Annotated in this window: 26 protein-coding genes; 18 read left to right on the top strand and 8 right to left on the bottom strand. The window is 60.9% G+C overall.

Features of this window, described 5'->3' with window-relative positions:
* The first annotated feature begins 66 nt into the window (after nucleotides 1-66).
* From nifV to LVY71_RS19835, 7 genes are all read left to right on the top strand, one after another.
* Nucleotides 67-1,269 carry a homocitrate synthase gene (gene nifV, locus LVY71_RS19805; RefSeq protein WP_235101616.1) on the top strand — a complete coding sequence of 401 codons (1,203 nt, stop codon included), beginning with the start codon at nucleotides 67-69 and terminating at the stop codon, nucleotides 1,267-1,269.
* Between the two features lie 7 nt (nucleotides 1,270-1,276).
* Complete coding sequence (gene cysE / locus LVY71_RS19810; RefSeq protein WP_235101617.1) at nucleotides 1,277-2,068, top strand: serine O-acetyltransferase; 792 nt, start codon at nucleotides 1,277-1,279, stop codon at nucleotides 2,066-2,068.
* A gap of 15 nt (nucleotides 2,069-2,083) precedes the next feature.
* Nucleotides 2,084-2,434, top strand: a complete 351-nt coding sequence (gene nifW / locus LVY71_RS19815; protein ID WP_235101618.1) for a nitrogenase stabilizing/protective protein NifW — start codon at nucleotides 2,084-2,086, stop codon at nucleotides 2,432-2,434.
* 279 nt (nucleotides 2,435-2,713) lie between these two features.
* The gene (locus tag LVY71_RS19820; RefSeq protein WP_235101619.1) at nucleotides 2,714-3,559 is read left to right on the top strand and encodes an electron transfer flavoprotein subunit beta/FixA family protein; all 846 of its coding nucleotides are present in this window, start codon (nucleotides 2,714-2,716) and stop codon (nucleotides 3,557-3,559) included.
* A 12-nt stretch (nucleotides 3,560-3,571) separates the two neighbouring features.
* On the top strand, nucleotides 3,572-4,678 hold the full coding sequence (locus tag LVY71_RS19825; RefSeq protein WP_235101620.1) for an electron transfer flavoprotein subunit alpha/FixB family protein: 1,107 nt from the start codon (nucleotides 3,572-3,574) through the stop codon (nucleotides 4,676-4,678).
* An 11-nt stretch (nucleotides 4,679-4,689) separates the two neighbouring features.
* A complete protein-coding gene (locus tag LVY71_RS19830) occupies nucleotides 4,690-5,997 on the top strand; it encodes an FAD-dependent oxidoreductase (protein ID WP_235101621.1) in 1,308 nt (435 codons plus the stop codon).
* A 45-nt stretch (nucleotides 5,998-6,042) separates the two neighbouring features.
* Nucleotides 6,043-6,339 carry a ferredoxin family protein gene (locus LVY71_RS19835; RefSeq protein WP_235101622.1) on the top strand — a complete coding sequence of 99 codons (297 nt, stop codon included), beginning with the start codon at nucleotides 6,043-6,045 and terminating at the stop codon, nucleotides 6,337-6,339.
* Between the two features lie 45 nt (nucleotides 6,340-6,384).
* Here LVY71_RS19835 and ahpD read toward each other — a convergent pair whose 3' ends face one another.
* A complete protein-coding gene (ahpD, locus tag LVY71_RS19840; RefSeq protein ID WP_235101624.1) occupies nucleotides 6,385-6,930 on the bottom strand; it encodes an alkylhydroperoxidase, AhpD family in 546 nt (181 codons plus the stop codon).
* A gap of 7 nt (nucleotides 6,931-6,937) precedes the next feature.
* Nucleotides 6,938-7,492, bottom strand: coding sequence for a peroxiredoxin (locus tag LVY71_RS19845; RefSeq protein WP_235101625.1), 555 nt, complete (start codon nucleotides 7,490-7,492; stop codon nucleotides 6,938-6,940).
* Nucleotides 7,493-7,515: 23 nt separating this feature from the next.
* Between LVY71_RS19845 and LVY71_RS19850 the strand changes: the two genes are divergently transcribed.
* Both LVY71_RS19850 and LVY71_RS19855 read left to right on the top strand, forming a co-directional pair.
* Nucleotides 7,516-7,686: a hypothetical protein gene (locus LVY71_RS19850; protein ID WP_235101626.1), complete on the top strand. Its 171-nt coding sequence runs from the start codon at nucleotides 7,516-7,518 to the stop codon at nucleotides 7,684-7,686.
* 25 nt (nucleotides 7,687-7,711) lie between these two features.
* Nucleotides 7,712-7,918 carry a TOBE domain-containing protein gene (locus LVY71_RS19855; RefSeq protein WP_235101627.1) on the top strand — a complete coding sequence of 69 codons (207 nt, stop codon included), beginning with the start codon at nucleotides 7,712-7,714 and terminating at the stop codon, nucleotides 7,916-7,918.
* Here the strand turns inward: LVY71_RS19855 and LVY71_RS19860 are convergent.
* Nucleotides 7,887-8,600 carry a DUF2478 domain-containing protein gene (locus LVY71_RS19860; protein ID WP_349629915.1) on the bottom strand — a complete coding sequence of 238 codons (714 nt, stop codon included), beginning with the start codon at nucleotides 8,598-8,600 and terminating at the stop codon, nucleotides 7,887-7,889. The two genes, LVY71_RS19855 and LVY71_RS19860, sit on opposite strands and share 32 nt — an antisense overlap.
* A gap of 151 nt (nucleotides 8,601-8,751) precedes the next feature.
* Between LVY71_RS19860 and modD the strand changes: the two genes are divergently transcribed.
* Nucleotides 8,752-9,609 (top strand): ModD protein, encoded by an 858-nt coding sequence (gene modD, locus LVY71_RS19865; protein WP_235101628.1) that lies wholly within the window; start codon nucleotides 8,752-8,754, stop codon nucleotides 9,607-9,609.
* A 45-nt stretch (nucleotides 9,610-9,654) separates the two neighbouring features.
* On the opposite strand, the gene LVY71_RS19870 is transcribed toward modD, so the two are convergent.
* Nucleotides 9,655-10,116 carry a hypothetical protein gene (locus tag LVY71_RS19870; RefSeq protein ID WP_235101629.1) on the bottom strand — a complete coding sequence of 154 codons (462 nt, stop codon included), beginning with the start codon at nucleotides 10,114-10,116 and terminating at the stop codon, nucleotides 9,655-9,657.
* Nucleotides 10,117-10,596: 480 nt separating this feature from the next.
* Here LVY71_RS19870 and LVY71_RS19875 point away from each other — a divergent pair, with 480 nt between their 5' ends.
* The 7 genes from LVY71_RS19875 to LVY71_RS19905 all read left to right on the top strand — a co-directional run bounded on the left by LVY71_RS19875 (nucleotide 10,597) and on the right by LVY71_RS19905 (nucleotide 19,156).
* Nucleotides 10,597-10,686 carry a K(+)-transporting ATPase subunit F gene (locus tag LVY71_RS19875; RefSeq protein ID WP_235101630.1) on the top strand — a complete coding sequence of 30 codons (90 nt, stop codon included), beginning with the start codon at nucleotides 10,597-10,599 and terminating at the stop codon, nucleotides 10,684-10,686.
* 68 nt (nucleotides 10,687-10,754) lie between these two features.
* A complete protein-coding gene (gene kdpA / locus LVY71_RS19880) occupies nucleotides 10,755-12,458 on the top strand; it encodes a potassium-transporting ATPase subunit KdpA (protein WP_235101631.1) in 1,704 nt (567 codons plus the stop codon).
* A 24-nt stretch (nucleotides 12,459-12,482) separates the two neighbouring features.
* On the top strand, nucleotides 12,483-14,603 hold the full coding sequence (gene kdpB / locus LVY71_RS19885; protein ID WP_235101633.1) for a potassium-transporting ATPase subunit KdpB: 2,121 nt from the start codon (nucleotides 12,483-12,485) through the stop codon (nucleotides 14,601-14,603).
* A gap of 11 nt (nucleotides 14,604-14,614) precedes the next feature.
* Entirely contained in the window at nucleotides 14,615-15,217 is a 603-nt protein-coding gene (locus tag LVY71_RS19890; protein ID WP_235101634.1) for a K(+)-transporting ATPase subunit C, read from the top strand.
* Between the two features lie 37 nt (nucleotides 15,218-15,254).
* Complete coding sequence (locus tag LVY71_RS19895) at nucleotides 15,255-17,972, top strand: DUF4118 domain-containing protein (protein WP_235101635.1); 2,718 nt, start codon at nucleotides 15,255-15,257, stop codon at nucleotides 17,970-17,972.
* Nucleotides 17,969-18,658 carry a response regulator transcription factor gene (locus tag LVY71_RS19900; RefSeq protein ID WP_235101636.1) on the top strand — a complete coding sequence of 230 codons (690 nt, stop codon included), beginning with the start codon at nucleotides 17,969-17,971 and terminating at the stop codon, nucleotides 18,656-18,658. Before LVY71_RS19895 ends, LVY71_RS19900 begins: the two co-directional genes overlap by 4 nt.
* 54 nt (nucleotides 18,659-18,712) lie before the next feature.
* Nucleotides 18,713-19,156 (top strand): PTS sugar transporter subunit IIA, encoded by a 444-nt coding sequence (locus LVY71_RS19905; RefSeq protein WP_235101637.1) that lies wholly within the window; start codon nucleotides 18,713-18,715, stop codon nucleotides 19,154-19,156.
* Between the two features lie 22 nt (nucleotides 19,157-19,178).
* On the opposite strand, the gene LVY71_RS19910 is transcribed toward LVY71_RS19905, so the two are convergent.
* The gene (locus LVY71_RS19910) at nucleotides 19,179-21,245 is read right to left on the bottom strand and encodes a DEAD/DEAH box helicase (protein ID WP_235101638.1); all 2,067 of its coding nucleotides are present in this window, start codon (nucleotides 21,243-21,245) and stop codon (nucleotides 19,179-19,181) included.
* 262 nt (nucleotides 21,246-21,507) lie between these two features.
* Between LVY71_RS19910 and LVY71_RS19915 the strand changes: the two genes are divergently transcribed.
* Entirely contained in the window at nucleotides 21,508-21,924 is a 417-nt protein-coding gene (locus LVY71_RS19915) for a DUF1236 domain-containing protein (protein WP_235101639.1), read from the top strand.
* Nucleotides 21,925-21,989: 65 nt separating this feature from the next.
* Here the strand turns inward: LVY71_RS19915 and LVY71_RS19920 are convergent, their stop codons facing one another.
* The 3 genes from LVY71_RS19920 to LVY71_RS19930 form a co-directional block, all read right to left on the bottom strand.
* Nucleotides 21,990-22,790 carry an FAD binding domain-containing protein gene (locus tag LVY71_RS19920; RefSeq protein ID WP_235101640.1) on the bottom strand — a complete coding sequence of 267 codons (801 nt, stop codon included), beginning with the start codon at nucleotides 22,788-22,790 and terminating at the stop codon, nucleotides 21,990-21,992.
* Between the two features lie 17 nt (nucleotides 22,791-22,807).
* A complete protein-coding gene (locus LVY71_RS19925; protein ID WP_249788622.1) occupies nucleotides 22,808-25,159 on the bottom strand; it encodes a xanthine dehydrogenase family protein molybdopterin-binding subunit in 2,352 nt (783 codons plus the stop codon).
* An 88-nt stretch (nucleotides 25,160-25,247) separates the two neighbouring features.
* Nucleotides 25,248-25,733 (bottom strand): (2Fe-2S)-binding protein, encoded by a 486-nt coding sequence (locus tag LVY71_RS19930; RefSeq protein WP_235101642.1) that lies wholly within the window; start codon nucleotides 25,731-25,733, stop codon nucleotides 25,248-25,250.
* Nucleotides 25,734-26,274: the final 541 nt, after the last annotated feature.

Genomic DNA, 26,274 nt, shown 5'->3' on the forward strand with positions numbered 1-26,274 from the left:
GCGAACCATTTTTCGCGATTGCCGTATCGCCGTCTCCAATGGAGCCTTTGCCGTGGCGAGGATTGAATGATCGTGCAGCCGCCACCCGATGATGGAGTCTACGTCGGCCGTCCTCTCGGGACGGCAGGAGCCACGCCGGTCGTCCTCAACGATACGACGCTCCGCGATGGCGAACAGGCTCCTGGCGTTGCGTTCACGATGGCTGAAAAGGTTGCCATCGCGCGTGCGCTGGCGCACGCCGGCGTTCCGGAGATTGAGGCGGGTACGCCTGCGATGGGGCGAGATGAAATCGCGGCGATCCGGGCCATTGTCGAAGCGGAGTTGCCGCTCACCACGATCGCATGGTGCCGGATGCGGACGGAAGATGTGGATGCCGCGATCGAGGCAGGCGTGTCCATGGTCAACGTCTCCGTCCCCGTCTCCGATATACAGATCGCAGCGAAACTCGGCGGCAAACGCGCGACGGTGATCGGGATGGTCGAACGCGTCGTCGCATACGCGCGTAGTAAGGGCCTGGCCGTTGCGGTTGGCGGAGAGGATTCGTCTCGCGCCGATCTCGATTTTCTCATCCAGATCGTCGCCACCGCAAAGGCTGCCGGGGCGCGCCGGTTTCGTGTCGCCGATACGCTCAGCGTGCTTGATCCGGATTCAAGCTACGCGCTGATGGCGGCGTTGCGCGCGACGAGCGACCTCGAACTCGAGTTTCACGGCCATGACGATCTCGGGCTTGCCACAGCCAATACTCTTGCGGCTATCAAGGCGGGAGCCACCCATGCCTCGGTCACGGTGATCGGACTGGGCGAGCGCGCCGGCAATGCGCCACTCGAAGAGGTGGCGGTCGCTCTTCGGCAGTTGTATGGGCGGGACACCGGTATCGTGCTGTCTGAACTCGGCAACGTTGCCGCCGTTGTCGCCGCGGCTGCGGCACGTAGCATCCCGCCCAACAAGGCGATCGTGGGCGACCATATTTTTACTCATGAATCGGGTATCCATGTCGACGGCCTGCTGAAGGACCAGCGCACCTATCAGTCGCTCGACCCGTTGTTGTTCGGCCGATCCAATCGCATTGTCATCGGCAAGCATTCCGGCTTGTCCGCGATCACGTCGTTGCTCTCCGATCTGCATTTGCCTGCGAACACGGACGAAATGAAGGGCATTCTTGCTCGCGTGCGAGAGTATGCGGTTTCCCACAAGGGTCCTGTTGCACGCGAAACCGTTGCGCAAATCTGGCGTGAAGTGTGCGGCCGGCACCTTCCAAACTGCGCGTGAGGTGAAGATGTCGGATGTTGTAGATTTTGCGGTGAGCGGTCCGGCAGCGGACACCCAGCTGTCCGAGCATTCGCTGTCACAATTGATCAGGGAAGATGTCGGCTGCGTCCGTCAGCGGGATCCCGCCGCTCGCAGCGAACTGGAAACCCTGCTGACCTATCCTGGTGTCCACGCCCTGATCTGGTATCGTATCGCCCATCGTTGCTGGAGGGCCGATTGGCGGTTTTCGGCGCGACTGTTGTCGTGGGTTGGTCGCTTTCTGAGCAATGTCGATATTCATCCGGCTGCAACAATCGGGCGCCGGTTTTTTATCGATCACGGGGCCTGCGTTGTCATCGGTGAGACCGCTGAAATCGGCGATGACGTCACGTTGTACCACGGCGTAACGCTGGGTGGGACATCGTGGTTCCCGGGCAAGCGCCATCCCACCCTCGAGGATCGTGTCGTGGTGGGGGCAGGTGCAAAAATTCTCGGACCGATCACCGTCGGGCAGGGTACCCGGGTCGGGGCGAATTCGGTGGTGATCGAGAGTACGCCGCCGGAAGTGACCGTGGTCGGCATTCCCGCCAAGGTGGTGCGGCCGCAACTGAGCCATCGCCGCGTTGTGGGGCACATCGATCTCGACCACCATCTGATGCCGGATCCGGTCGGCGAAGCGATCTCCGTTGTGCTGGATCGTGTTGAATTTCTCGAGGCGCGGCTCGCGCATTTGCAGAAGCGCTTGCGCGATGGTCGTGGTCCGGCCGGGGACGACAAGGATGCGGTCGGCTCCGGCCTCCGCGCCGCCGAACGAGCTTGATGAAGGGGATTAGAGATGAATGACTCTCCGGTATCTGGCAGCGCGCCTGTCGGCACGCTTGAACAACTGAACAAGGCGTCCTCCGCCGAGGACTTCTTCGCGATCCTTGGCGTTGACTACGATCCCAAACATGTCAACGTGGTACGGCTGCATATTCTGCGCCGCATGGGTCAGTATCTCGTCAGCGAGGATTTTGCCGGACTGTCCGACGCAGACGTCGCTCAGCGATGCAAAGTATTCCTTGAACAGGCCTATGCCGATTTCATCGCATCTTCCCCTCTGGATCAGCGCGTGTTCAAGGTTCTGAAGGATGCCGTTGCGCCGCCAAAGCCTCGCATCTTCGTTCCACTCTCCACATTGAAATAGGTACGCGTTGAGATAAGCGCGCAGCTTTCGCTGCACCGCTGCTGGTGCTGTGGCGTTTGACCTATATCAAACGACATGTGGCGACTGTCGTTGTCGTCAAACATTGCGCATCTGTCGCATTTCCGACGCACGTCGCACTTGTTCTGTCGGCGACCCGTCGAAGTGATTGCGCCACTCTTCCAAGTCGTTGTGTGAACTTCAATATTTCACCGCGAATGGGATTGGTACGACACTTGCTAATCTCTTCTCGGGGCCATCAGGCAGGCTCGGAGCAATCGAATGCACATCGTCGTCTGCATCAAGCAAGTTCCGGATTCGGCGCAGATCCGCGTTCATCCGGTTACCAATACGATCATGCGTCAGGGCGTGCCGACGATCATCAATCCGTACGATCTATTTGCCCTCGAAGCGGCGCTTGAACTCCGCGACAAGCTCGGCGGTGAAGTGACTGTGCTGACCATGGGGCCGCCATCGGCTGAGGACAGTCTACGCAAGGCGCTGACCTTTGGGGCCGATCGCGCCGTGCTCTTGACGGATCGCTTCTTCGCCGGTGCCGATACCCTGGCGACGACCTACGCGCTGGCCACGGCCATCCGGAAAATCTCCGAGACCTATGGCGCGGCGGATATCATCTTCACCGGCAAGCAGACGATCGATGGCGATACCGCCCAGGTCGGTCCCGGTATCGCCAAACGCCTGGGTTTGCTGCAACTCACCTACGTCGCCAAGATCGGCGCGCTCGACCTCGAAGGCCGCACCATCGAGGCCGAGCGGCGCTCCGAAGGCGGCGTGCAGGTGCTGCGCACCAAGCTGCCCTGTCTGATCAGCATGCTGGAAGCGACCAACGATATCCGGCGCGGCGCAATGGCCGACGCTTTGCGTGCTGCACGATCCGAGATCGTCAAATGGAGCGCGCAGGACGCGGGTGTCGAAGATATTTCGAAATGCGGATTGCGGGGGTCGCCGACCATTGTGAAACGGGTGTTCGCCCCGGCGCCGCGCGCTGAGAAGGCGTTCATGATCGACATTGGCAACCGGCCGCCGGCCGAGGCGCTGATCGATGACATCTTCAAACGGCAGCCCAAGCTTGAAGCGGAACTGGTCGCGCTGGCACGCGGTTTCTGAGGGAAAACGAAGATGAGCGAACCAACCAAGGCACCCGCATCCACAGCAGGCCGCGCGGCTACCAAGAAGGAATTGCCGGAGCACTTCAAAGGCTACAAGCACGTCTGGGTGTTCATCGAGCAGGAGCGCGGTCAGGTTCATCCGGTCTCGTGGGAGCTGATGGGCGCGGGCCGCCAGCTCGCCGACAAGCTCAAGGTCGAACTTGCCGCCGTGGTGATCGGGCCGGAGGGCGAGGCCACGCGACAGGCCGCGGCGGAAGCCTTCTGTTACGGGGCCGATCTCGCATATGTCGTCGCCGACAATTTGCTCGCCGACTACCGCAACGAGTCCTATACCAAGGCGCTGACCGACGTCGTCAACGCCTACAAGCCGGAGATCCTGCTGCTCGGCGCCACCACGCTCGGCCGCGATCTTGCCGGCTCGGTGGCAACTACGCTGCTTACCGGCCTGACCGCGGACTGCACCGCGCTCGACGTCGATGCCGACGGCTCACTTGCGGCAACGCGTCCGACCTTCGGCGGGTCGCTGATGTGCACGATCTACACGCTGAACTACCGGCCGCAGATGGCGACGGTGCGTCCGCGCGTGATGCAGATGCCGGAGCGCGTCGAGCGCCCGGCCGGGCGAATCGTCAGTCATCCGCTGGGCCTCGTCGAGGCAGATATCGTCACCAAGGTGCTGTCGTTCCTGCCGGATCGTGAATCCGCCAATTCGAACCTTGCCTACGCGGACGTTGTGGTCGCAGGCGGCCTTGGGCTTGGATCGCCGGAGAACTTCCAGCTGGTGCGTCAGCTCGCGACTGTGCTCGGCGCGGAGTATGGCTGTTCGCGTCCGCTGGTACAGAAGGGCTGGGTCACATCCGACCGGCAGATCGGTCAAACCGGCAAGACCATCCGGCCGAAACTATACATCGCCGCCGGAATCTCGGGAGCGATTCAGCACCGGGTCGGCGTGGAAGGCGCCGACCTCATCGTCGCGATCAACACGGACAAGAATGCGCCGATTTTTGATTTCGCCCATGTCGGAATCATCACCGACGCGATCCGGCTGCTGCCGGCGCTGACTGAGGCATTCCGTGCGCGCCTGTCACCGCATTCGCGCGACCGGATCGCCAGCTAAAGGAGCGTACCATGATCGAGGAAAGATTCGATGCGATCGTCGTCGGCGCCGGGATGGCCGGAAACGCTGCCGCGCTGACGCTCGCCCAGCGCGGTTTGAAAGTGCTGCAACTTGAGCGTGGAGAGTATTCCGGATCGAAGAACGTCCAGGGCGCGATCCTTTACGCCGATATGCTGGAAAAATTGATTCCGGATTTCCGCGAGGACGCGCCGCTCGAACGTCACCTGGTGGAGCAGCGCTTCTGGATGATGGACGATCGCGCCCATGTCGGGCTGCATTATCGCTCCGAGGATTTCAACGAGGAGCGGCCCAACCGCTACACCATTATCCGCGCGCAGTTCGATAAGTGGTTCTCCTCCAAAGTGCGGGAGGCAGGCGCGGTCGTGTTGTGCGAAACCACCGTGACGGAGCTGGTGCAGGACGCTTACGGCCGGGTGATCGGGGTGCGCACCGATCGGCACGACGGCGAAGTGCATGCGGATGTCGTTGTGCTGGCGGAAGGTGTCAACGGGCTGCTCGGCACGCGGGCACATCTGCGAAATATTCCAAGGCCCGACAATGTCGCGCTTGCGGTCAAGGAAATGCACTTCCTGCCGCGCGAGACCATTGAAGCGCGTTTCAACCTCAAGGGCGATGAAGGCACGGTGATCGAGGCGGCCGGCACCATTTCGCGCGGCATGACTGGCATGGGATTCATTTACGCGAACAAGGAATGCGTGTCGCTCGGCATTGGATGTCTTGTGGCCGATTTCCAGAGCACCGGCGAGACGCCATATGGACTGCTGGAGCGATTTAAGACGCATCCTTCCGTGGCACCGCTGATTGAAGGTTCCGAGGTCAAGGAATATTCCGCTCATCTCATCCCGGAAGGGGGCTACAACGCGATCCCTCAACTTTATGGCGAAGGCTGGGTTGTGGTCGGTGACGCGGCCCAGCTCAACAACGCCATTCATCGCGAGGGCTCGAATCTCGCCATGACCTCCGGCCGTATTGCCGCGGAAGCTATCTTCCAGATCAAGTCACGGCGAGATCCGATGACAGCGCAGAATCTCGCACTTTATAAGAAGATGCTGGACGATTCCTTCGTCATCAAGGATCTGAAGAAGTACAAGGATATGCCGCAGTTGATGCATATCCAGTCGCAGAACTTCTTTCTCACCTATCCGCAGCTTGTCTCCAAGGCGATGCAGAATTTCGTGCGGGTCGACGGTACGCCAAAGACCGAGAAAGAGAAGACCACGCTGCGCTCGTTCGTCAAAGCGCGGTCATGGACGGGTTTGTTCGGCGACGCGTTCCGCCTCGCCCGGGCATGGCGATGAACGGCAAGGCGGACTTCTGACCGGGCCCTAGCGAAGGAGATCGAAATGACGACCGAACCGTCAGTGCGTGTCGAGGACAAACTGTTCTACAACCGCTATCTCGTCGATGCGGGCCGCGCTCATATCAAGGTGCGGCCTCATACCGCCCCGACGCCCGCGCTTCTCACCCTGCTTAAGGTTTGCCCGGCGCGCTGCTATGAACTCAACGACAAGGGGCAGGTGGAAGTCACGGTCGATGGCTGTGTGGAATGCGGCACCTGCCGAGTGATCGGCGAGCCGGGTGGCGATATCGAATGGAGCTATCCGCGCGGTGGCTATGGCGTGCTGTTCAAGTTCGGTTGATTGTTTTGCAATGTCCCGGTGTTGGTGCGCCCGGAGTATTTGCGGTCACTCTGCCGCGACGGCCAGCTCAACAGGACTAGCCTCGATAGCGATGGCGACCGACTGAATAATGGCGGCGAAGCGGACAGCCGTCTGGATCATTGTTGATACGACGCCGGATTCTTGCAAGACCTTCTCATGGGCATCGATGCAGGCGCCGCAGCCGTTGATCGCTGAAACCGCCAGCGACCACAGCTCGAAGTCAGCTTTGTCGACACCGGGATTGGCGATCACGTTCATACGTAACCGCGCGGGCATCGTGGCATATTCCTTGTTCGATGCCAGATGCGCAAAACGATAATAGATATTGTTCATCGCCATGATCGACGCGGCCGATCTCGCGGCCGTAATGGCCGCAGGGGTGAGCTTGTCGGCGGCGGCTGCTTCCATGGCGGCAATGACAGCAGGATTGCGTGTCGTGATGGCGCAGGCGAGGAAGAGCCCATATTTGGTCTGCTCAGACAGGGTTTCGTCGGCTGCCATGGATGTCAGGTTAAGCCTGACGTCCTTGGCGAAATCCGCAATTCTGTTCTTTAGTGCCTCGATCGGCATGCGAGCCTCACGCGACCTTGAGGGTTTCGCCGCCGACTTCGCGGTTGCAGGGGCAGAGTTCGTCGGTTTGCAGCGCGTCGAGCACACGCAAGGTGTCCTTCGGACTCCGCCCGACATTCAGATTGGTCGCATAGACATGCTGGATGACGTTGTCAGGATCGACAATGAACGTGTAGCGATAGGCGACCCCGTCGGGAGAGCGGACGCCCAGCCCATCGACCAGTGATCCCTTGCTGTCGGCGAACTGCCAGATTGGCAAGTGATGCAGATCCTTGTGCTCGCGCCGCCAGGCGAGCTTGCAAAACTCATTGTCGGTCGAACCGCCGAGCACAACGCCGTCGCGATCGGCAAAATCCTTGGACAACCGTGCGAACTCGGCGATCTCGGTTGGGCAGACGAATGTGAAGTCTTTCGGATAGAAAAAAATGATCTTCCACTTTCCGGGGAAACTCTCTTCCGTCAGTGTTTCAAAGGCGCTTTGTCCTTTTTCCTCCTGCTGGTGAAAGCCGGGCTTGACACCGACAATGGTGAATGATGGCAGCTTGTCTCCAATTCCGAGCATCTTCGACTCCATGGGATATGCGCTTGGCGGGCTTCATCCACGAGGATGCAAGCGATATGCCATCGAATATATTCGGCAATTTCCGCTTTGTCGGAAATGCAACAATGCTTGTTTCGCGGGAAAACATTGATGTTCAAAACGGCTTGGCGGGTTCAGCCGTTCGCAATACGATATTATCGCCCCTGCATGAATAGCGATGGAAGAAACAGGATTGCAAACATGAAGCTCAGCGCACGTAATATCTTACCCGGCAAGGTCGTTGCGTTGACCAAGGGATCGACCACCGCGCATGTGAAGGTCGAGCTTGCGTCGGGGCTGACCGTCACATCGTCGATCACCAACGAGGCAGTTGATGAGCTCGCCCTCAAAGTCGGCGACAGTGTCTCGACGGTGATCAAGTCGTCGGATGTGATGATTGGGAAATAGGACCCGGATATTGCATGGCGGCTTGCACACCCGTTCGTCGCAGTGACACCTCCCGCCACCACTGTTCGACGACATGCGGCGCGCAGAACAGGGTCGTGCCGCGGTCTCCGGTGAAATTCTTCCAGGCGTCGAAGCATTTTTCCGGAACCGCTGTCAGCACGGGCCCCCCGGCAATGATCGCCTCGGCGAGTTCATCCCGCAGGCCTTGTCCGGAGGCTTCCTGCTTCGAAAACTTGTTGACGATGATGAGTGCGACGTCCCCAGCAATTGCGCGTGAAACAGCGAGAGACGCGTCAGCAAGACCCGCGGGGTCGAGCTTACATGCCATGGCACCGCTGCCGAGCGGCTGGCAAATCGAGATCTCGCCGCCAGTCATGAGATCGACGACATGCATGCCGTTTGAACGGCCGGTTTCATCCTTCAGGTTCCGCTGCACAATGCCGCCGACGCGTTGGCCGTCTCGCAACAGGGCGCCGGCAAAGTCGGCGAGCAATCTGTCAACGTCGTCTGCAGGACGATAGAGAATTGCGGCCAGATGATTCAGATTGATGTCCTGAAAATCAGATGTCATGGCGTCTCTCACGGGTGGTCTGCAAATCATCTTACGGTGGCTTGTCCCCAGCAAGCAACGTGCCGCCGCTGTGATGGTCTGCGGATTGCTTATCAGCAAGTCGATGGGCATTCTTGCGGATGGCTCCGCCGTGTTCGCCTGGTTTTGTCGCAAGGCCGACATCAATGTCCCTAACTGGACGCGGCCAGCAGGCGAGTACGGTGGCTTGCCATTTCGTTAGCGGGGCGCACATTCAGAGTCATAGCCAAAGCGGACGGGGCCCATGCCAACAATTGCATCGCGCGCGGAGCTCGAGGCGCTCCTCCTTGACGACGTCCCTTATGGAGACCTGACAACCGACGCGCTCGGCATCGGCGTTGCGCCCGGCTCAATGCAATTCACTGCGCGGGATCCGATGATCCTCGCGCTGGCTGAGGATGCAGCGGCGATCATCGAGGTCGCCGGGGGCCGGGTGGACCTTCATGCCGGTTCGGGAAGCGCGCTGGACCGAGGCTCGCCGATCCTGACCGCACATGGCTCGGCGGCCGCCTTGCTGCGGAGCTGGAAGGTGGCGCAGACATTGATTGAAATATGGTCGGGTGTCGCGACAGACGCCCGCGCGATCGTTGATGCGGCGACAGCCGTGGCACCTTGGGTCGTGGTGGCCTGCACGCGCAAGAACACACCAGGCACGAAACACTTTGCGGTCGCCGCGGTGAAAGCAGGCGGCGCGGTGATGCATCGTCTCGGCCTATCGGAGACGGTGCTGGTGTTTCCGGAGCATCGCGCGTTTCTTGGCGATGAACCTCTTGCAGCTGTGGCAGCGCGGTTGCGCCGTGCAGCGCCGGAAAAGCGGCTTGTCATCGAAATCACGACAGTGGAGGCGGCGCTCGCCGCCGCTGAGGCTGGGTTCGACGTGATCCAGGCGGAGAAATTTGCGCCAACTGAAATTGTCTCCCTGGCCGCGCAACTATCGACCATGCAACATCGGCCGATCATCGCAGCAGCGGGTGGTATCAACGCAGGCAACGTTGCTGTCTATGCGCAGGCCGGGGCCGATGTCGTGGTGACGTCATCGCCATATCTGGCCAAGCCGCGCGATGTTCAGGTGCGGATCGGCCCGCGCGCGACGGAGGGTTAGTCCGCCGGCCTTTGCTTGGACGGATGATTGCCAATCGGTGCGGATTCAAGCGAAGTTATCGCACCATATCGGATTGAGTGGGTTGATCCGGATGCGTGGCGCGGTCGGCGGGCGAGCTTTTACCGGCTGCTGCCGCGCCGCCTCGACTAGCCCGTGGAAGAGCGCGAGCGCAATATCTTGATTATGGGTCTCAATTCCGTCGTCCAGCCATTCGGGGAACTCGCGCAGGTGTGACAACGTACAGTGCCATTCGCCGTCATCATAGGCGAGGCGGCGCAGCTTCCACTGCGGCATCTCGCGGGCGATGAGACCCAGCGCTGTATCGATCCATGCATCGGCTGCAATCAGTCTCGCGATCTCTGCAGGTATCCGCACTGAACCGTTGGTGTCGTCGTGAGATATCTCCGAAGCAATCGCGGACACGAGATCCGTTGAAGGGCGAGTGGCGAAACGCACCTGATCTGCGATCCAGGCCAAACGTTCCAGGCGGTCAGGGCGAAATAACATGACTTGCTCCTGTGACACGATAGAGCGCGCGAACGCGTTGACCGGCCCAAGGTGAGCAAGATGGCATTTGAATGCCAGACGGAAGAAATCCCGAAAATGTAGTGATTCCATAAGTGCCGGCGGCCATCGTGACAGGAGGTATATGTTGCGCCAGATCAATCCCCGCAGGCGCGTCTGCTGCTTCTATCAAGGCGCTCGAAATCGCGGATCTTTATAGAATTCCTATAACGTCGCTCTGCTTCCTATCTCGAAAACCTACGGCGCGGGTGTCATTCCATCCCTGTACAGAAGCGCGGGTTCTCCCACGCTTCGGAAATACGTTGAGACACGTCCGAGAGAGCACCGGCCGCCCGTGATGGCCGTCGCGCAGCCAAGGAGCATTCAAATGTTGGATTTCGTCTTGCTGGCCCTTGGTCTGGGCTTTTTCGCGTCGTCTGTGGCCTACGCCTATGCCTGTGACTGGCTCTGAGGAAAACGATCATGATCTTCGATTACGCACTCGCCGGCATCGTTTCCGCAGGCCTGCTGTTTTACCTGACCTACGCTCTGCTGCGGCCCGAGCGGTTCTGACCCAGAGTCCGAAGGCGCCAAAACCGGCTTTTCGGACGGCATTACGCACAATCTAAAGGCGCATGACCATGACATTCATTGGCTGGATTCAAATTCTGCTGTTCTGCGCGGTCGTTGTCGCGCTGGTGAAGCCGCTCGGCGGCTACATGACGCGTGTCTTTAACGGTGAGCGCACATTCCTCTCGTTTCTGCTGCGCCCTGTCGAGGCCGGTCTTTACCGAATCGCTGGTGTCGACGAGAAGCGTGAGCAGCACTGGCTGACCTACACGGTTGCCATGCTGCTGTTTCATGCCGGTGGCTTTGTCATTCTCTATGCGCTGCTGCGCCTTCAGGCCGGTCTGCCCTTCAATCCAATGGAACAATCGGCGGTTGCGCCCGATCTGTCGTTTAATACGGCGATCAGTTTCATCACCAACACCAACTGGCAGAACTACGGCGGCGAGAGCACGCTGTCATACCTGACGCAGATGCTGGGGCTGACGCACCAGAACTTCCTGTCGGCTGCGACGGGCATCGCGCTCGCGGTGGCGCTGATCCGTGGTTTCGCGCGTTCGTCGGTCCGGACCATCGGCAACTTCTGGGTCGACGTCACGCGCACCACGCTTTATGTGCTGCTGCCGATCTGCGTCGTCTACACGCTGTTCCTGGTCTGGCAAGGAATTCCGCAGACGCTCGGTGCCTATGTCGATGCGACGACGCTGGAAGGCGCCAAGCAGACCATCGCGGTGGGTCCGGTTGCTTCGCAAATCGCGATCAAGATGCTTGGCACCAACGGCGGCGGCTTCTTCAACACCAACGCAGCCCATCCGTTCGAGAATCCGACCGCGCTGTCGAATTTCGTCCAGATGATTTCGATCTTCGCCATCGGCGCCGCGCTCACCAACGTGTTTGGCCGCATGGTCGGCAACCAGCGCCAGGGCTGGGCGATCCTCGCCGCCATGGGCATTTTGTTCATCGCGGGCGTCACAGTTACCTATTGGGCCGAGGCCAACGGCACCGCGGCCATGCATGCGCTGGGCCTCATTGGCGGCAATATGGAAGGCAAGGAGGTCCGCTTCGGTGTCGTCGCCTCCGCGCTGTTTGCCGTGATCACGACTGCTGCATCCTGCGGTGCTGTCAACGCCATGCATGACTCGTTCACTGCACTCGGCGGCATGATCCCGCTCATCAACATGCAACTCGGCGAACTGATCGTCGGCGGCGTCGGCGCGGGCCTCTATGGCATGCTGCTGTTCGTCGTGCTTGCGATCTTTGTGGCGGGCCTGATGGTCGGCCGCACGCCGGAGTATGTCGGGAAGAAGATCGAGGCCCGCGAGGTCAAGATGGCGATGCTCGCCATCCTGATCCTGCCCTTGATGTATCTGGGTTGGACGGCGGTGGCCGTGGTGCTGCCCTCGGCAGTCGCGTCGATGGCGAATGCCGGACCGCATGGCTTCACCGAGGTGCTGTACGCCTTCACGTCGGCGACCGGCAACAACGGCTCGGCCTTCGGCGGTCTCACCGGCAACACGCTGTTCTACAACATCACGCTCGCCACCTCCATGTTCGTCGGCCGCTTCTTCATTATCGTGCCTGCGATGGCGCTGGCGGGATCGCTCGCGGCCAAGAAATCGATCCCGCCGTCCGCAGGCACGCTGCCGACCACGGGTGGCCTGTTCGTCGGCCTTGTCGTCGGCGTGATTCTCATCGTCGGCGGTCTCACCTTCTTTCCCGCGCTCGCGCTGGGGCCGATCGTCGAGCATCTCGCGATGAACGCGAACACCCTGTTCTGATCGATCTCATTCGGAGTGATTGTCATGGAAACGTTGAAACTGCAAAAGCGGGTGCCGGTCTCGGCCATGCTCGATCCCAAGATCGTCGGTCCCGCGATCGGTTCCGCTTTCGTCAAGCTCGATCCGAGGGCGATGATCAGGAACCCGGTCATGTTCGTGGTGGAGGTCGTCGCCGCGCTGACGACGGTCATCTTCCTGCGCACGCTGGTGACGGGAGGCGAAGATATCGGCTTCACTTTCCAGATTATCCTGTGGCTCTGGTTCACCGTGCTGTTCGCAAACTTCGCCGAAGCGGTGGCCGAAGGCCGCGGCAAGGCCCAGGCCGAGTCGCTTAAAAAGACCCGCACCGAGAGCCAGGCCAAGCTGCTGACGGGTTCCGGATCGGACAGGACTTACCGCATGGTGCCTGGCACCGCCCTGAAAGTCGGCGACATCGTCCTAGTGGAGGCGGGTGACAATATCCCGTCCGACGGCGAGGTCATCGAAGGCGTTGCCTCCGTCAATGAGGCGGCGATCACCGGTGAATCGGCGCCGGTGATCCGCGAGTCGGGCGGCGATCGTTCGGCAGTCACCGGCGGCACGCAGGTGCTGTCCGACTGGATTCGCGTACGTATCACCGCGGCGCAAGGCGCGACCTTCATCGATCGCATGATCAGGCTGGTGGAGGGCGCTGAGCGGCAGAAGACGCCGAACGAAATCGCGCTCAATATCCTGCTCGCTGGTCTGACGATCATCTTTGTCTTCGCGACGGTGACGATCCCAAGCTACGCGGCTTATGCCGGTGGTTCAGTGTCGGTGATCGTGCTGGTCGCGCTGTTCGTGACGCTGATTCCGACCACCATCGGGGCGTTGCTGTCGGCCATCGGCATCGCCGGCATGGACCGCTTGGTGCGCTTCAACGTGCTCGCCATGTCGGGCCGCGCTGTGGAGGCTGCGGGCGACGTCGATACGTTGTTGCTCGACAAGACCGGCACCATCACACTCGGCAATCGTCAGGCCACAGCGTTTCGTCCGGTGAGCGGCGTCACGGAGCAAGAGCTCGCCGATGCGGCGCAGTTGGCCTCCCTGGCCGACGAAACGCCGGAAGGCCGCTCCATCGTGGTGCTTGCCAAGGAGAGGTACGGTATTCGCGGCCGCGACATGGCCGAGCTTGGCGCGACCTTCATCCCATTCACTGCACAGACCCGCATGAGCGGTGTTGATGCAGCCGGATCGTCGGTCCGCAAGGGCGCGATCGACGCCATGCTGACCTACGTCACGGGACCGGAATCGCGTTCGCTGGTGACGGCGGGAAGCGCGGTCCGCGTGATTCCATCCATCGACAGTGAGGCTGCGCGGGAGATTCGAGCGATCGCGGATGACATCTCCACATCGGGCGGAACGCCTTTAGCTGTCGCGCGCGACGGCAAGCTGCTCGGCGTGGTTCACCTGAAAGACATCGTCAAGGGCGGTATCCGTGAGCGCTTCGCCGAGCTGCGCCGCATGGGCATCCGCACGGTGATGATCACCGGCGACAATCCGATGACTGCTGCGGCCATCGCGGCCGAAGCAGGGGTCGATGACTTCCTTGCTCAGGCGACACCGGAGGACAAGCTGAAGCTCATTCGCGACGAGCAGGCCAAGGGCAAGCTTGTCGCCATGTGCGGCGACGGCACTAACGATGCGCCCGCGCTCGCACAGGCTGACGTCGGTGTGGCGATGAACACCGGCACACAGGCGGCGCGCGAAGCCGGCAACATGGTCGATCTCGATTCCAACCCGACCAAGCTGATCGAAGTGGTCGAAATCGGCAAGCAACTGCTGATGACTCGTGGCGCTCTGACCACGTTCTCAATTGCGAACGACGTGGCGAAGTATTTCGCCATCATCCCGGCGATCTTCCTCGCGTTCTATCCGCAGTTGCAGGCGCTCAACGTCATGAACCTTGCAAGCCCGCAGAGCGCGATCTTGTCGGCAATCATCTTCAACGCGATCATCATCATCGCGCTGATCCCGTTGGCGCTGAAGGGAGTCGCTTATCGCCCCATTGGCGCCGGTGCGCTGCTGAGCCGCAACCTGCTGATCTATGGCGTCGGCGGCATTATCATCCCGTTTATCGGCATCAAGGCGATCGACCTGATTGTTACCGCCTTGCATCTCGCTTGAGGAGATTAGTCATGTTGAAAGAAATCCGCCCCGCGCTTGTCATTCTTATCGGATTGACGCTTCTCACCGGTCTCGCTTACCCGCTGACCATGACCGGCGTCGCCGGTGCTCTCTTTCCAACGCAGGCGCAAGGCAGTCTGATCGTGCGCGATGGCACGGTGGTCGGCTCCAGCCTGATCGGCCAGGAGTTCAAGGACGATAAATACTTCCACGGACGTCCGTCCGTCACCACGGCGGCCGATCCGAACGACGCGACAAAGACGGTGCCGGCGCCATACAATGCCGCGAACTCCAGTGGCTCCAATCTTGGCCCGACCAGCAAAGCACTGAGCGACCGCATGACGGAAGATGTGGCGAAACTGAAAGCGGAGAATCCCTCGATGCCGGTGCCAGCCGATCTGGTGACCAGCACGGGCAGCGGTCTCGATCCCCACATTTCGCCGGAAGGCGCGCTGTTCCAGGTGCCGCGCGTGGCGAAAGCGCGCAGTCTGCCGGAAGACAGCGTCCGGAAACTGGTTAACGATAACGTGGAGGGCCGCTTCGCAGGGCTGCTGGGCGAGCCGCGCGTCAATGTGCTGGCGCTCAATCTGGCGCTGGATCGCACGACAAAGTAATATCGACGCCTAAACGGCGTGAGGGCTTGAATGTCGGATGGCAATCATTCGCGACAGTGACCAGCGGCCATCACCGGAGGCGCTGCTTGAGGCGGCCCGCCGGGAAAACGGCGGTGGCCATCTCAAGATCTTTCTTGGCGCCGCGCCGGGCGTCGGCAAGACTTATGAGATGCTGCAAAGTGCCCACGCTAAACTGAAATCGGGTGTGGATGTGGTGGTCGGCGTGGTCGAAACCCATGGCCGGCTGGAAACCCAGGCTCTGCTGCAGGGACTTGAAGTTCTTCCTCGCAAGCAGCTTGATTACAAGGGCCAGATCATAGAGGAGATGGACCTGGATGCGCTGCTGGCCCGGCGGCCAGTCCTCGCCATCGTCGATGAACTCGCGCACACCAACGCGCCCGGCAGCCGTCATCCGAAACGTTATCTCGATGTTCAGGAACTGCTCGATAACGGCATCGACGTTTATACAGCCGTCAACATCCAGCACATCGAGAGTTTGAACGATGTCGTCACGCAGGTTACCCATGTGCGTGTGCGCGAGACCGTTCCGGATTCGATGATCGATCGCGCGGACGACGTCGAACTGGTGGATCTGACGCCGGGCGACCTGATACAGCGCCTGAAGGAAGGCAAGGTCTATGTGCCGAGGCAGGCCGAGCGTGCGCTGGAGCATTATTTCTCTCCGGGCAATCTCACCGCGCTGCGAGAGCTTGCGTTGCGCCGGACCGCGGAGCGGGTCGACGAGCAACTGCTCAACCACATGCAGGCCAATGCTATCACGGGGCCGTGGGCGGCGGGCGAGCGTATTCTTGTCTGCGTCAGCGAAGATCCGCGCGCGGCGGGTCTGGTGCGTTACACTAAACGTCTGGCGGATCGTTTGCATGCGCCGTGGACAGCGATCTGCATTGAAACGCCGCGCAGTCTGCAACTCACTGATGCCGAGCGCGACCGGCTTGCTGCCACGTTGCGGCTTGCCGAGTCGCTCGGGGGCGAGGCGCTGACGATTCCGGCCATCGAACGGCGGATCGCTGACGACGTATTGACATTCGCGCGTGGAAACAACGTGACCCAGATAGTCACCGGGAAGGCAAGCCGATCCTGGTGGTTCGAACTGGTACGCGGTTCGGTGGTGCATGACTTGGTGCGGCGCGCCGGCAATATCAGCGTCCACGTCATCGCGGGCGACAAGCTGGCTGCTGAGGCGGCTTCCGGCAAAGGCGTGCGGACCGCGGAACCGTCCGTGGCGTTCGATCCGCTCCCCTATATCATGGCGCTGGTGCTTGTGGCTGTGGCGCTCGGCATCGGTCTCCTGATTCGTCCGCTGTTCGGAGTTGAGAATGTAGATCTTGTATTTATGACCGCTGTTGTCGGTGTGGCAGCCCGCTTCGGCCTGCTGCCTTCCTTGCTGGCCAGCGTCGCAGCGTCGCTCTGCTATAATTTTTTCTTCCTGCCGCCGACCTACACATTCACGATCACCGAGCCGACTAACGTTGCGGCATTCTTCTTCTTTATGCTCATCGCCGTGATCGTTTCCAACGTTGCGGCGCGCGTGCGCAGGCAGGCGCTGACTGCGATGGAGCGCGCGCGGACCACGGAATATCTTTATTCATTCAGCCGCAAGCTCGCGGGAACCGCGACTCTCGACGATGTGCTGTGGGCGACGGCGTATCAGACCGCATTGATGCTGAAGGTGCGGGTTGTGCTGCTGCTGCCTGAACACGGCGCGATTGCGGTCAAGGCGGGCTATCCGCCGGAAGATGAACTCGATCACGCTGACCTTGCGGCCGCCAACTGGGCTTGGAGTAACGATCGGCCCGCCGGCCGCGGCTCGGACACTCTTCCCGGCGCGAAGCGGCTGTTTCTTCCGATGCGTACCGGGCGCGGACCGATCGGTGTCATGGGCATCGATGATGATCGAACGGGTCCCATTCTCACAGCAGATCAGACGCGGCTGCTCGATGCCCTGATGGATCAGGGCGCGCTGGCGATCGAGCGTGTTCGTCTGGTGGAAGACATCGATCACGTCAAACGGGTGGTGGAAACCGACCGGTTGCGCTCCGCCCTGCTGACATCGATCTCGCACGATCTGAAGACGCCGCTGTCGTCAGTGCTGGGGTCGGCCAGCACCCTGCGCGATCTGTCGGGCCGGCTGACCGATGCGGAGAAGAGCGATCTGCTGACGACGATCATCGATGAGTCCGAGCGACTCAACCGGTTCATTGCCAATCTTCTCGACATGACCAAGCTAGAATCCGGCGCGATCGTGCCGAATTCCGCGCCGCACGATCTCAGCGAGGTGGTCGGCAGCGCGCTACGGCGGGCAAGCAAGATCCTGATGCAGCACCGTGTCGAACTGGAATTGCAGGCCGGCATGCCGATGCTCGAGCTTGACGCGGTGTTGTTCGAGCAGGTGTTGTTCAACCTTCTCGACAATGCGGCGAAGTATGCGCCAGCCGGCAGCCTGATCCGGATTCAAAGCTGGAGGGAAACCAATGCCGTGTGTCTCCAGATTCTGGATGAGGGTAACGGCATCCCGGCCGACGAACTGGACAACGTCTTCGACAAATTCTATCGCGTCCAGAAGGGCGATCACGTCCGGCCCGGCACCGGTCTCGGACTTGCCATCTCGCGCGGCTTCGTGGAAGCCATGCACGGAACGATCACGGCCGCGAACCGGGCAGACCGGGCCGGTGCGATCCTCACGATCCGGTTGCCGATTCCGAAGAACACTGAAACGCTGGATACCGCCGCATGAGCGCCACCCCGCTCAAGATTCTAGTCATTGATGACGAGCCGCCGATCCGCAAGCTGTTGCGGATGGGTTTGAGCACGCAGGGCTATGAAATACTCGATGCGCCCAATGGCAAGGCCGCGCTGACACTCCTTGATGACAAGCCCGACCTCGTGATTCTCGATCTCGGGCTTCCCGATATTCAGGGGCACGATCTCCTGCGGATGATCCGCGCACGCAACGACAGCGTGCCGATCGTCGTACTGTCCAGCCGCGGCGATGAAGCGGGCAAGGTGCAGGCGCTGGATCTCGGCGCCGACGATTATGTCACCAAGCCGTTCGGCATGGACGAACTGCTGGCGCGCATCAGGGCGGCGTTGCGCCATCAGTTGCAGGTACACGGCGAGCGGCCGGTGTTTCGCACCGGCGATCTGTCAGTCGATCTGGTCCGTCGGCTGGTTAAGGTCGGTGACAAGGACATCAAGCTGTCGCCCAAGGAATACGATCTGTTGCGCGTGCTGGTGCAGCATGCCGGCAAGGTTCTGACCCACAAGTTTCTGCTGCATGAATTGTGGGACGATCTGACCGACGCGCAATATCTGCGCGTCTACGTCCGGCAACTCAGGCAGAAGATCGAAGGCGATGCGGAACGGCCGCAATACGTTCTCACAGAAACGGGTATTGGCTATCGCCTGCGCGCGCCGGATTAGAACAGCGGTTGTTTCTTATCCAAAATCCGCGTGCCACTGCGTTCCGGAGTCTCCATGAAAATTTCTGACTTTCTCATACCGGCCGACGTGGCCATCGATGTGCGAGCGCCGCAGAAGCAGCAGATATTGCAGGAGATGTCGCGGAAAGCGGCTGCAAGTCTTGGGTTGCAGGCGGACTACGTCGCGTCCGAACTTCTCAAGCGCGAAGCTCTCGGCTCCACCGGTATGGGAGGCGGCGTTGCCATCCCGCATACGAGGCTGCCGATGGTGAAGCGGCCGCACGGCGTCTTGGCGCGGCTGAAGCCACCCGTCGATTTCGAGGCGATCGACGGCCAGCCGGTCGATCTGGTCTTTCTGCTGTTGCTGCCGGCGCCGCCGGAGCCCGATCAACTGACCGCGCTGGCGCTGGTTGCGCGAACGTTGAAAGCTCCCGGCACTCTCGATCGCTTGCGGCAGGCAAAAAGTGCATTCGATCTCTATGCGGCAATGACCGGATAGAAATAAGCCAACGGACATTGCGTCAGTTTCGGCTCTTTTTCTTCTTCGGCTTCTTCGCAAACTCGGGCTTCTTGAAACTACCCCGCTCGCCGACCTCCGGCCAACTCCGCTGATCCGGTCCCTTGCCGTGTTTGGGCTTCTTGCTGCGCGCGGGCGCGCTTTCGGTGCGGAATGTGTCCTCGCGCCTTGATTCTGTATGTAGTCCAGACTTGCCCTCGTAAGGCGGCTTTCGTTCGTAAGAAGATTTGCCTTCGTAAGTTGCTTTACCCTCGTACCGCGGTTTGCCTTCGAAGCGAGGTTTGCTGTCGCGCGCAGGCCTGTCGTCATGAGATGGTTTGCCCTGATAGGCGGGCTTGCCGTTGTTCTTGCCTTTATAGTCAGGCTTCTCGCGCTTGGCAGACTGTGCATCACCCTGCGGGCCGTTCGGCAGCGCTTCGATGCGGATGTTGTCTTCCTTGTCGGGCCGCTTGATCTTCTGCGCGAATTCGTCGGCGGCATTCGCCGAAATCTCAAACTCGGTGCTGGCATCGAAGATCCGGATGGCGCCGATGTCGCCTTTGCCGATGCCGCCGCGGCGGCAGATCATTGGCAGCAGCCAGCGCGCTTCTGCATTCTTGTTGCGCCCGATGGCGGCGCGGAACCATACGCTGCCCTCTGTCATCCCGCCGCGCGCGGGTTTCGATCTTGGGGCACGCTCATCGCCACGTGAATCCGGGCCGTCGCGTCGCGCATTGCGATTTTCCCGCGGCCCGCGCTCATCACGCGATCGTCCGCCCTGGCCGGGATCGAGAATATCTTCTGGCGCGGGAAGCCGCGAACGATAGAGCCGCGCCAGTGCTGCAGCGATGTCTTCGGCCGACCGCTCCGCCAGCAGGGCGTGCGCCAGCACCAGATCGTCCTCAGTGGTCGCTTCACCGAACAGCGCGTCCTGCAACATGCGCTGCTGGTCGAGCGCGCGAATTTCCTCCACGGTCGGCGAGGTGCCCCACACCGCCTCAATACCTGCGAGGTTCAGCAGCAATTCCGCGCGCCTCTTGCGTGCGGGAATCACCAGCATGACGCTGACGCCCTTTTTGCCCGCCCGCCCAGTACGACCGGAGCGATGTTGCAGCACTTCGGGATCATTCGGCAGGTCAGCATGAACAACGAGACCGAGATTCGGCAGGTCGATGCCGCGCGCCGCAACGTCGGTGGCGACGCAAACCCGGGCGCGACCGTCGCGCAGGGATTGCAGCGCCTTGGTCCGTTCGTTCTGAGTCAGTTCGCCGGACAGTGCGACCACGGAGAACCCGCGTTCGAGCAGCGCCGCTTGCAAATGGTTCACTGCGTTGCGCGTATTGCAGAACACGATGGCGGTTGGAGATTCGAAAAACCGCAGCACATTGACAACGGCATGTTCGATGTCGCCGGGCGCGATGCGGATCGCGCGGTATTCGATGTCGGCATGGCCGCCTTCGCCGGCGGTCACTTCGACGCGAAACGCATCTTCCTGATACTGCTTCGCCATGTTGACGATAGTTCGCGGAAGGGTCGCCGAGAACAGCAGCGTGCGCCGCGTATCGGGCGTGGTCTTCAGGATGAATTCCATGTCTTCGCGAAAGCCGAGATCGAGCATTTCGTCGGCTTCGTCGAGCACCACGGCCTTCAATTCGGAAACATCAAGCCGCTTGCGGCGGATATGATCGCACAGGCGGCCCGGTGTGCCGACAACGATGTGCGCGCCGGCCTCGAGTTCGCGCTTCTCGCGCTGCGGATCCATGCCACCGACACACGAGACAACGCGCGCGCCTGCGTGCTTGTAAAGCCATTCGAGTTCGCGATGAACCTGCAGGGCGAGTTCGCGCGTCGGCGCGACGATCAGTGCCAGCGGCGCGCTTGCCCGGGGCAGACGTTCGGCATCGCCGAGCAGGTCGTGGGCGATCGCCAACCCGTAAGCGACAGTCTTGCCCGAGCCGGTCTGCGCCGACACCAGCAGATCGCGGCCGACGGCATCCGCCGCAAGAACGGCCGTCTGGACCGGGGTTGCGTCATTGTAATTGCGCTCGGCCAGAGCGCGGGCGAGCGGCGGGCTTGCAGACAGGGTTTTCACGGACTTCGAGACCTTGGTTGGCGCTACCGCCAGAATGCAATCAAATGGATTGAATAAGCGCGCTTGATATGCGGACGCTTTGGCAGCTTCACGGGATCGGTGATTTACGGGTGCTTTAGGCCACTTTGGCCGAAAGCGCCAATGAATACTGTCTGAAGTGCCTCACAAAAGGCTACTTTCAGCGTCTTTGCGGTGTTTTGAGGAACCATTCTCCCGCCGGCCACTTGTGTTCCCCGACAATCATCAATCGGGAGTTTTGAATATGAAACGGACTTTGATCGCTTTTGCTATGATTTCGACCGGGGCTCTCATTCCTGCAGTGGCATCGGCGCAGGGTGTGCCGGGTGGAATCGAACGTGGCGCGCGTGAAGGCGAACGCGCCGCTGGTCCTGTGGGAGCCATTGTCGGAGGCACCGTTGGCGGTGTTGTTGGTGGCGTCGCCGGCGTTCTCGGCGTCGACCAGCGTCCGCGTTTCCGGAGCTACGTTGTTGAGCAGCGTCGTCCGTCCTATCGGTATCAGAACGATCTTGCCGTTGGCGTGGTGCTCCCCGAGGACGGTGTGACTTATTACGACGTTCCGGAAGAATATGGCGTTCGTGACTATCGCTACACCGTCGTGAACGATCGCACGGTGCTGGTTGATCCGCGAACCCGACGCGTGGTTCAGATCGTCGAGTAAATCGACACATATAAAATGCAAAGGCCGCCCTCGACGGGCGGCCTTTGACGTTGATCAGGCCGGTTTTATCCAGCGTCAGCGACTGCGCGCTGCGCCATGACCTTGATGAGGTTGGCGCGATACGCTGCCGAGCCATGGATGTCCTCCATCAACCCGTCGGCGGAGATGTTCACTGCATTGATGGCGCCTGCCGACCAGCTGGCCTTGAGTGCCGCCTCGATAGCCGGAACGCGCATCACGCCGTTCTGCGAGGCCCCAGTGGCGGCGACGCGAACCTCGCCTGACTTCGTCCTGGCGACGAAGACGCCGGTGAGGGCGAAGCGCGACGCCGGGTGCCGCATCTTCGCGTAGGCGGCCTTCGCCGGAATCGGGAACGAGACCTCGGTGATGATCTCGCCGTCTTCCAGGGTGGTCGAAAACAGGCCTTGGAAGAAGTCGTCAGCCTTGATGCTGCGCTTGTTGGTCTTCACCGTGGCATCGAGCGCGACGACCGCGGCGGGATAATCCGCAGCGGGATCATTGTTGGCGATAGAGCCGCCGATGGTGCCTCGGTAACGAACTGCGGGATCTCCTAGCACCGCTGTCAGATGCACGATGGCGGGAATCGCTTTCTGCGCGGCCGCGCTGGTCATGATGTCGTAGTAAGTGGTCGCCGCCTTGATGATGAGCGCATCGGCAGTGGCCGACACGCCGACCAGTGCGGGAATCCGCGCGAGGTCGATGACATCAGATGGTCCCGCCAGCCGCTGCTTCATCACCGGCAGCAGCGTATGGCCGCCGGCGAGATATTTCGAATCCGAGCCCTTCTTGAACAGTGCGACGGCGTCGTCGACGGTTGCGGGGCGATGATAGGTTGTCTCGTACATGATCGTTTTCCCCGTCCTTATTCCGCTGCCTGCTTTTGATGAATGGCGTGCCACACCTCGTTGGGGGAGGCCGGCATTGTGATCCGGTCGTGGCCGATCGCGTCGGTGATGGCGTTGATCACCGCGGGCGTCGAGCCGATGGCGCCGGCTTCGCCGCATCCCTTGATGCCGAGCGGGTTGCCCGGGCAGAGCGTCGTGGTGTGCGACAGCTTGAACGACGGCAGGTCGTCGGCGCGCGGCATGGCATAGTCCATGAAGGATGCCGTGACCAACTGGCCGCTCTTGTCGTAGACCGCGTGTTCGAGCAGCGCCTGACCGATACCTTGCGCCAGACCGCCATGGACCTGTCCTTCGACGATCATCGGATTGATGAGACGTCCGAAGTCATCGGCCGCGACGAAGTTGACGAACTCCGTCTTGCCGGTGCCGGGATCGATCTCGACTTCGCAGATGTAAGCGCCGGCCGGGAAGGTGAAGTTGGTCGGATCGTAGAACGCAGTTTCCTTCAGGCCCGGCTCCATGCCGTCGGGCAGGTTGTGCGCGGTGTAGGCGGCGAGCGCCACCATCGGCAGTGCAATCTTCTTGTCTGTGCCGGTCACCTTGAACTCGCCGTTCTCGATAACAATGTCGTTTTCCGACGCTTCGAGCTGATGCGCGACGATTTTCTTCGCCTTGGCTTCGACCTTCTCCATCGCCTTCACGATGGCGGACATGCCGACTGCGCCGGAGCGCGAACCGTAAGTGCCCATGCCGAACTGAACCTTGTCGGTGTCGCCATGAACGATTGATACCTGGCTGGTGGGGATGCCGAGACGGTCGGCGACCACCTGCGCGAACGTGGTCTCATGGCCTTGGCCGTGGCTGTGCGAGCCGGTCAGAATCTCGATGGTGCCGACGGGATTGACGCGGACCTCGCAGGATTCCCACAGGCCGACGCCGGCGCCGAGGCTGCCGACCGCTTTTGACGGCGCGATGCCACAAGCCTCGATGTAGCAGGAGAAGCCGATGCCGCGCAGCTTGCCCTCCGCCTTGGCCTTCGCCTTGCGGGCGGGGAAGCCGGCATAGTCGGCGGCCTTCAGCGCCGCATCGAGCGACGCGCCGAAGTCACCGGTGTCGTAGGCCATGATGACCGGCGTCTGGTGCGGAAACTGCGTGATGAAATTCTTGCGCCGCAGTTCGGCGGGATCGACCTTGAGCTGCCGCGCGGCCGTTTCCATCAGCCGTTCCATCACGAACGAGGCTTCGGGACGGCCCGCGCCGCGATATGCGTCCACCGGCGCGGTGTTGGTATAAACGCTGACCACTTCGGCGAAGATGTTCGGAATGTTGTATTGGCCGGAGAGCAGCGTCGCATAGAGATAGGTCGGCACCGACGACGAGAACAGTGACATATAGGCGCCGAGATTGGCGTGGGTCTTGACCCTGAGGCCAATGATCTTGTTGTCCTTGTCGAACGCCATCTCCGCCTTGGTGAGATGATCGCGGCCATGGGCGTCGGTCAGGAATGCCTCGGTGCGGTCGGACGTCCATTTCACCGGACGGCCGGTGCGCTTCGAAGCCCACAGCGCCACCATTTCTTCCGGATAGATGAAGATCTTGGAGCCGAAACCGCCGCCGACATCCGGCGCGATCACGCGCAGCTTGTGCTCCTGGGCCACATTGTAGAACGCCGACAGCACGAGACGCGCCACATGCGGGTTCTGCGATGTCGTATAGAGCGTGAAATGCTCTTCGGCGGGATCGTATTCGGCAACGGCTGCACGCGGCTCCATGGCATTCGGCGACAGGCGATTGTTAACGATGTCCATCGCCACGACATTGGCGGCCTTCTTGAAGGCTTCGTTGGTCGCGGCTTCGTCACCGATGGTCCAGTCGTAGATGACATTGCCGGGGGCTTCGGGGTGAATCTGCGGTGCGTCGGGCGCAATCGCGGCGCGAATGTCGGCGGCAACGGGCAATTCTTCGTAGGCCACCTCGACGGCTTCCGCCGCGTCACGCGCCTGATTACGGGTCTCCGCGATGACGACCGCCACGGCGTTGCCGACAAAGCGCACGGTCTCCGGCGCCATCGCCGGCCATGCGCCCATCTTCATCGGCGTGCCGTCCTTGGAATGGATCATCCAGCCGCAAATGAGATTGCCGATCTTGTCGTCGACAAGTTGCTGGCCGGTCAGCACATCGACCACACCCGGCATGGCCTTGGCGGCTTCGACATCGATGCTTTTGATTTTTGCGTGGGCGTGCGGGCTGCGGACGAACGAGGCATAGGTCATGCCGTGGAGGCGGACGTCGTCGGTGTATTTGCCCTTGCCGGTGATGAAACGCTTGTCTTCCTTGCGCACAACGCGCGCGCCGATACCTTCACTCATAATCCTGACCCTTTTTCATAATGGTCGCCTTGGTCGCACGGACAATGCGGGCAACGTTCAATCTGGCCGATGAGTTGTCGTCGCAAAGCTATTCCGCGGCGGCAGCAACCTTCATGCGTCCGGCGGCGTCGAGCACCGACTTGACGATGTTGTGGTATCCCGTGCAGCGGCAGATGTTGCCTTCCAGCTCGTGGCGCACCGTGGCCTCATCGAGGTCACCCTGATGGCGATGCACGATGTCGATGGCCGACATGATCATGCCTGGCGTGCAGTAGCCGCACTGAAGTCCGTGATTGTCGCGGAACGCGGCCTGCATCGGATGCAGCGTATCACCCTTAGAGATGCCCTCGATGGTGGTGACGTTGGCGCCATTGGCCTGGCCGACCAGTGTGGTGCAGGATTTTACTGCGCGGCCGTCAATATGGACGATGCAGGCGCCGCATTGGCTGGTATCGCATCCGACATGTGTGCCGGTAAGGCCGAGATGATCGCGCAGCAAATGGACGAGAAGTGTACGGTCCTCTACGTCGGCGGACACGGCCTTGCCGTTGACTGTTAACTTGACTGAAGACACATGGACCTCCCAGGTTATTTCCGAAACGCTTTTTGGAATTGTTCCAATTAACATCCGGCGCGCGAAACTTTGCAACGTCGATTTTCGTCGAAGTTGTCATCGCGGGATCATCTGCGTGTGAAGCCGCCTTCACCATGTGTCGTAGTGTGAAAACCGAAGCGTGTTGCTGATCTCGCAGTTGCGAAGAAATCCGCGTTCAGCGATCCATGGATGCGATTGAAGCACCGGTCGCCGGCTGGACGGCGACATGGGCGTGCAGAGAGCTTGAGAAAATGGCCTGCACTTGAAGGCGGTAGCTTCCCGTGCCCGGTCGCATAAATGAAGGGTGATATTTCGATGTTGGCCGTCCCCGCGGCTCCCGCCCCATCATCGCAGTGCAGCATAACCGGGTTCCCGACGGAACCTCTGCCCAACGTGGATGTTGTCTTTGTGAGCTGCAGCGGATGTATGTCGATCGATTGGAAGTTAGTTCAGGGCCTTCCCTGCTGGAATCGTTGCCATTTGGGTAAATCCACATTCGTTCAGGATGTGCTGCGCCTCG

It is taken from the genome of Bradyrhizobium sp. G127 (assembly GCF_021502575.1).
Classification (GTDB): Bacteria; Pseudomonadota; Alphaproteobacteria; order Rhizobiales; family Xanthobacteraceae; genus Afipia.

What these genes read in the sequence shown, in the direction of transcription:
- LVY71_RS19920 (WP_235101640.1), bottom strand. Translation starts at nt 22,790, where the DNA reads ATGTACGAGACAACCTATCATCGCCCCGCAACCGTCGACGACGCCGTC.
- ahpD (WP_235101624.1), bottom strand. Translation starts at nt 6,930, where the DNA reads ATGCCGATCGAGGCACTAAAGAACAGAATTGCGGATTTCGCCAAGGAC.
- LVY71_RS19860 (WP_349629915.1), bottom strand. Translation starts at nt 8,600, where the DNA reads ATGCCCATCGACTTGCTGATAAGCAATCCGCAGACCATCACAGCGGCG.
- LVY71_RS19855 (WP_235101627.1), top strand. Translation starts at nt 7,712, where the DNA reads ATGAAGCTCAGCGCACGTAATATCTTACCCGGCAAGGTCGTTGCGTTG.
- modD (WP_235101628.1), top strand. Translation starts at nt 8,752, where the DNA reads ATGCCAACAATTGCATCGCGCGCGGAGCTCGAGGCGCTCCTCCTTGAC.
- nifW (WP_235101618.1), top strand. Translation starts at nt 2,084, where the DNA reads ATGAATGACTCTCCGGTATCTGGCAGCGCGCCTGTCGGCACGCTTGAA.
- LVY71_RS19830 (WP_235101621.1), top strand. Translation starts at nt 4,690, where the DNA reads ATGATCGAGGAAAGATTCGATGCGATCGTCGTCGGCGCCGGGATGGCC.
- LVY71_RS19915 (WP_235101639.1), top strand. Translation starts at nt 21,508, where the DNA reads ATGAAACGGACTTTGATCGCTTTTGCTATGATTTCGACCGGGGCTCTC.
- LVY71_RS19820 (WP_235101619.1), top strand. Translation starts at nt 2,714, where the DNA reads ATGCACATCGTCGTCTGCATCAAGCAAGTTCCGGATTCGGCGCAGATC.
- LVY71_RS19875 (WP_235101630.1), top strand. Translation starts at nt 10,597, where the DNA reads ATGATCTTCGATTACGCACTCGCCGGCATCGTTTCCGCAGGCCTGCTG.
- LVY71_RS19845 (WP_235101625.1), bottom strand. Translation starts at nt 7,492, where the DNA reads ATGCTCGGAATTGGAGACAAGCTGCCATCATTCACCATTGTCGGTGTC.
- kdpA (WP_235101631.1), top strand. Translation starts at nt 10,755, where the DNA reads ATGACATTCATTGGCTGGATTCAAATTCTGCTGTTCTGCGCGGTCGTT.
- LVY71_RS19925 (WP_249788622.1), bottom strand. Translation starts at nt 25,159, where the DNA reads ATGAGTGAAGGTATCGGCGCGCGCGTTGTGCGCAAGGAAGACAAGCGT.
- LVY71_RS19905 (WP_235101637.1), top strand. Translation starts at nt 18,713, where the DNA reads ATGAAAATTTCTGACTTTCTCATACCGGCCGACGTGGCCATCGATGTG.
- nifV (WP_235101616.1), top strand. Translation starts at nt 67, where the DNA reads ATGATCGTGCAGCCGCCACCCGATGATGGAGTCTACGTCGGCCGTCCT.
- cysE (WP_235101617.1), top strand. Translation starts at nt 1,277, where the DNA reads ATGTCGGATGTTGTAGATTTTGCGGTGAGCGGTCCGGCAGCGGACACC.
- LVY71_RS19900 (WP_235101636.1), top strand. Translation starts at nt 17,969, where the DNA reads ATGAGCGCCACCCCGCTCAAGATTCTAGTCATTGATGACGAGCCGCCG.
- LVY71_RS19825 (WP_235101620.1), top strand. Translation starts at nt 3,572, where the DNA reads ATGAGCGAACCAACCAAGGCACCCGCATCCACAGCAGGCCGCGCGGCT.
- LVY71_RS19895 (WP_235101635.1), top strand. Translation starts at nt 15,255, where the DNA reads ATGGCAATCATTCGCGACAGTGACCAGCGGCCATCACCGGAGGCGCTG.
- LVY71_RS19870 (WP_235101629.1), bottom strand. Translation starts at nt 10,116, where the DNA reads ATGTTATTTCGCCCTGACCGCCTGGAACGTTTGGCCTGGATCGCAGAT.
- kdpB (WP_235101633.1), top strand. Translation starts at nt 12,483, where the DNA reads ATGGAAACGTTGAAACTGCAAAAGCGGGTGCCGGTCTCGGCCATGCTC.
- LVY71_RS19835 (WP_235101622.1), top strand. Translation starts at nt 6,043, where the DNA reads ATGACGACCGAACCGTCAGTGCGTGTCGAGGACAAACTGTTCTACAAC.
- LVY71_RS19890 (WP_235101634.1), top strand. Translation starts at nt 14,615, where the DNA reads ATGTTGAAAGAAATCCGCCCCGCGCTTGTCATTCTTATCGGATTGACG.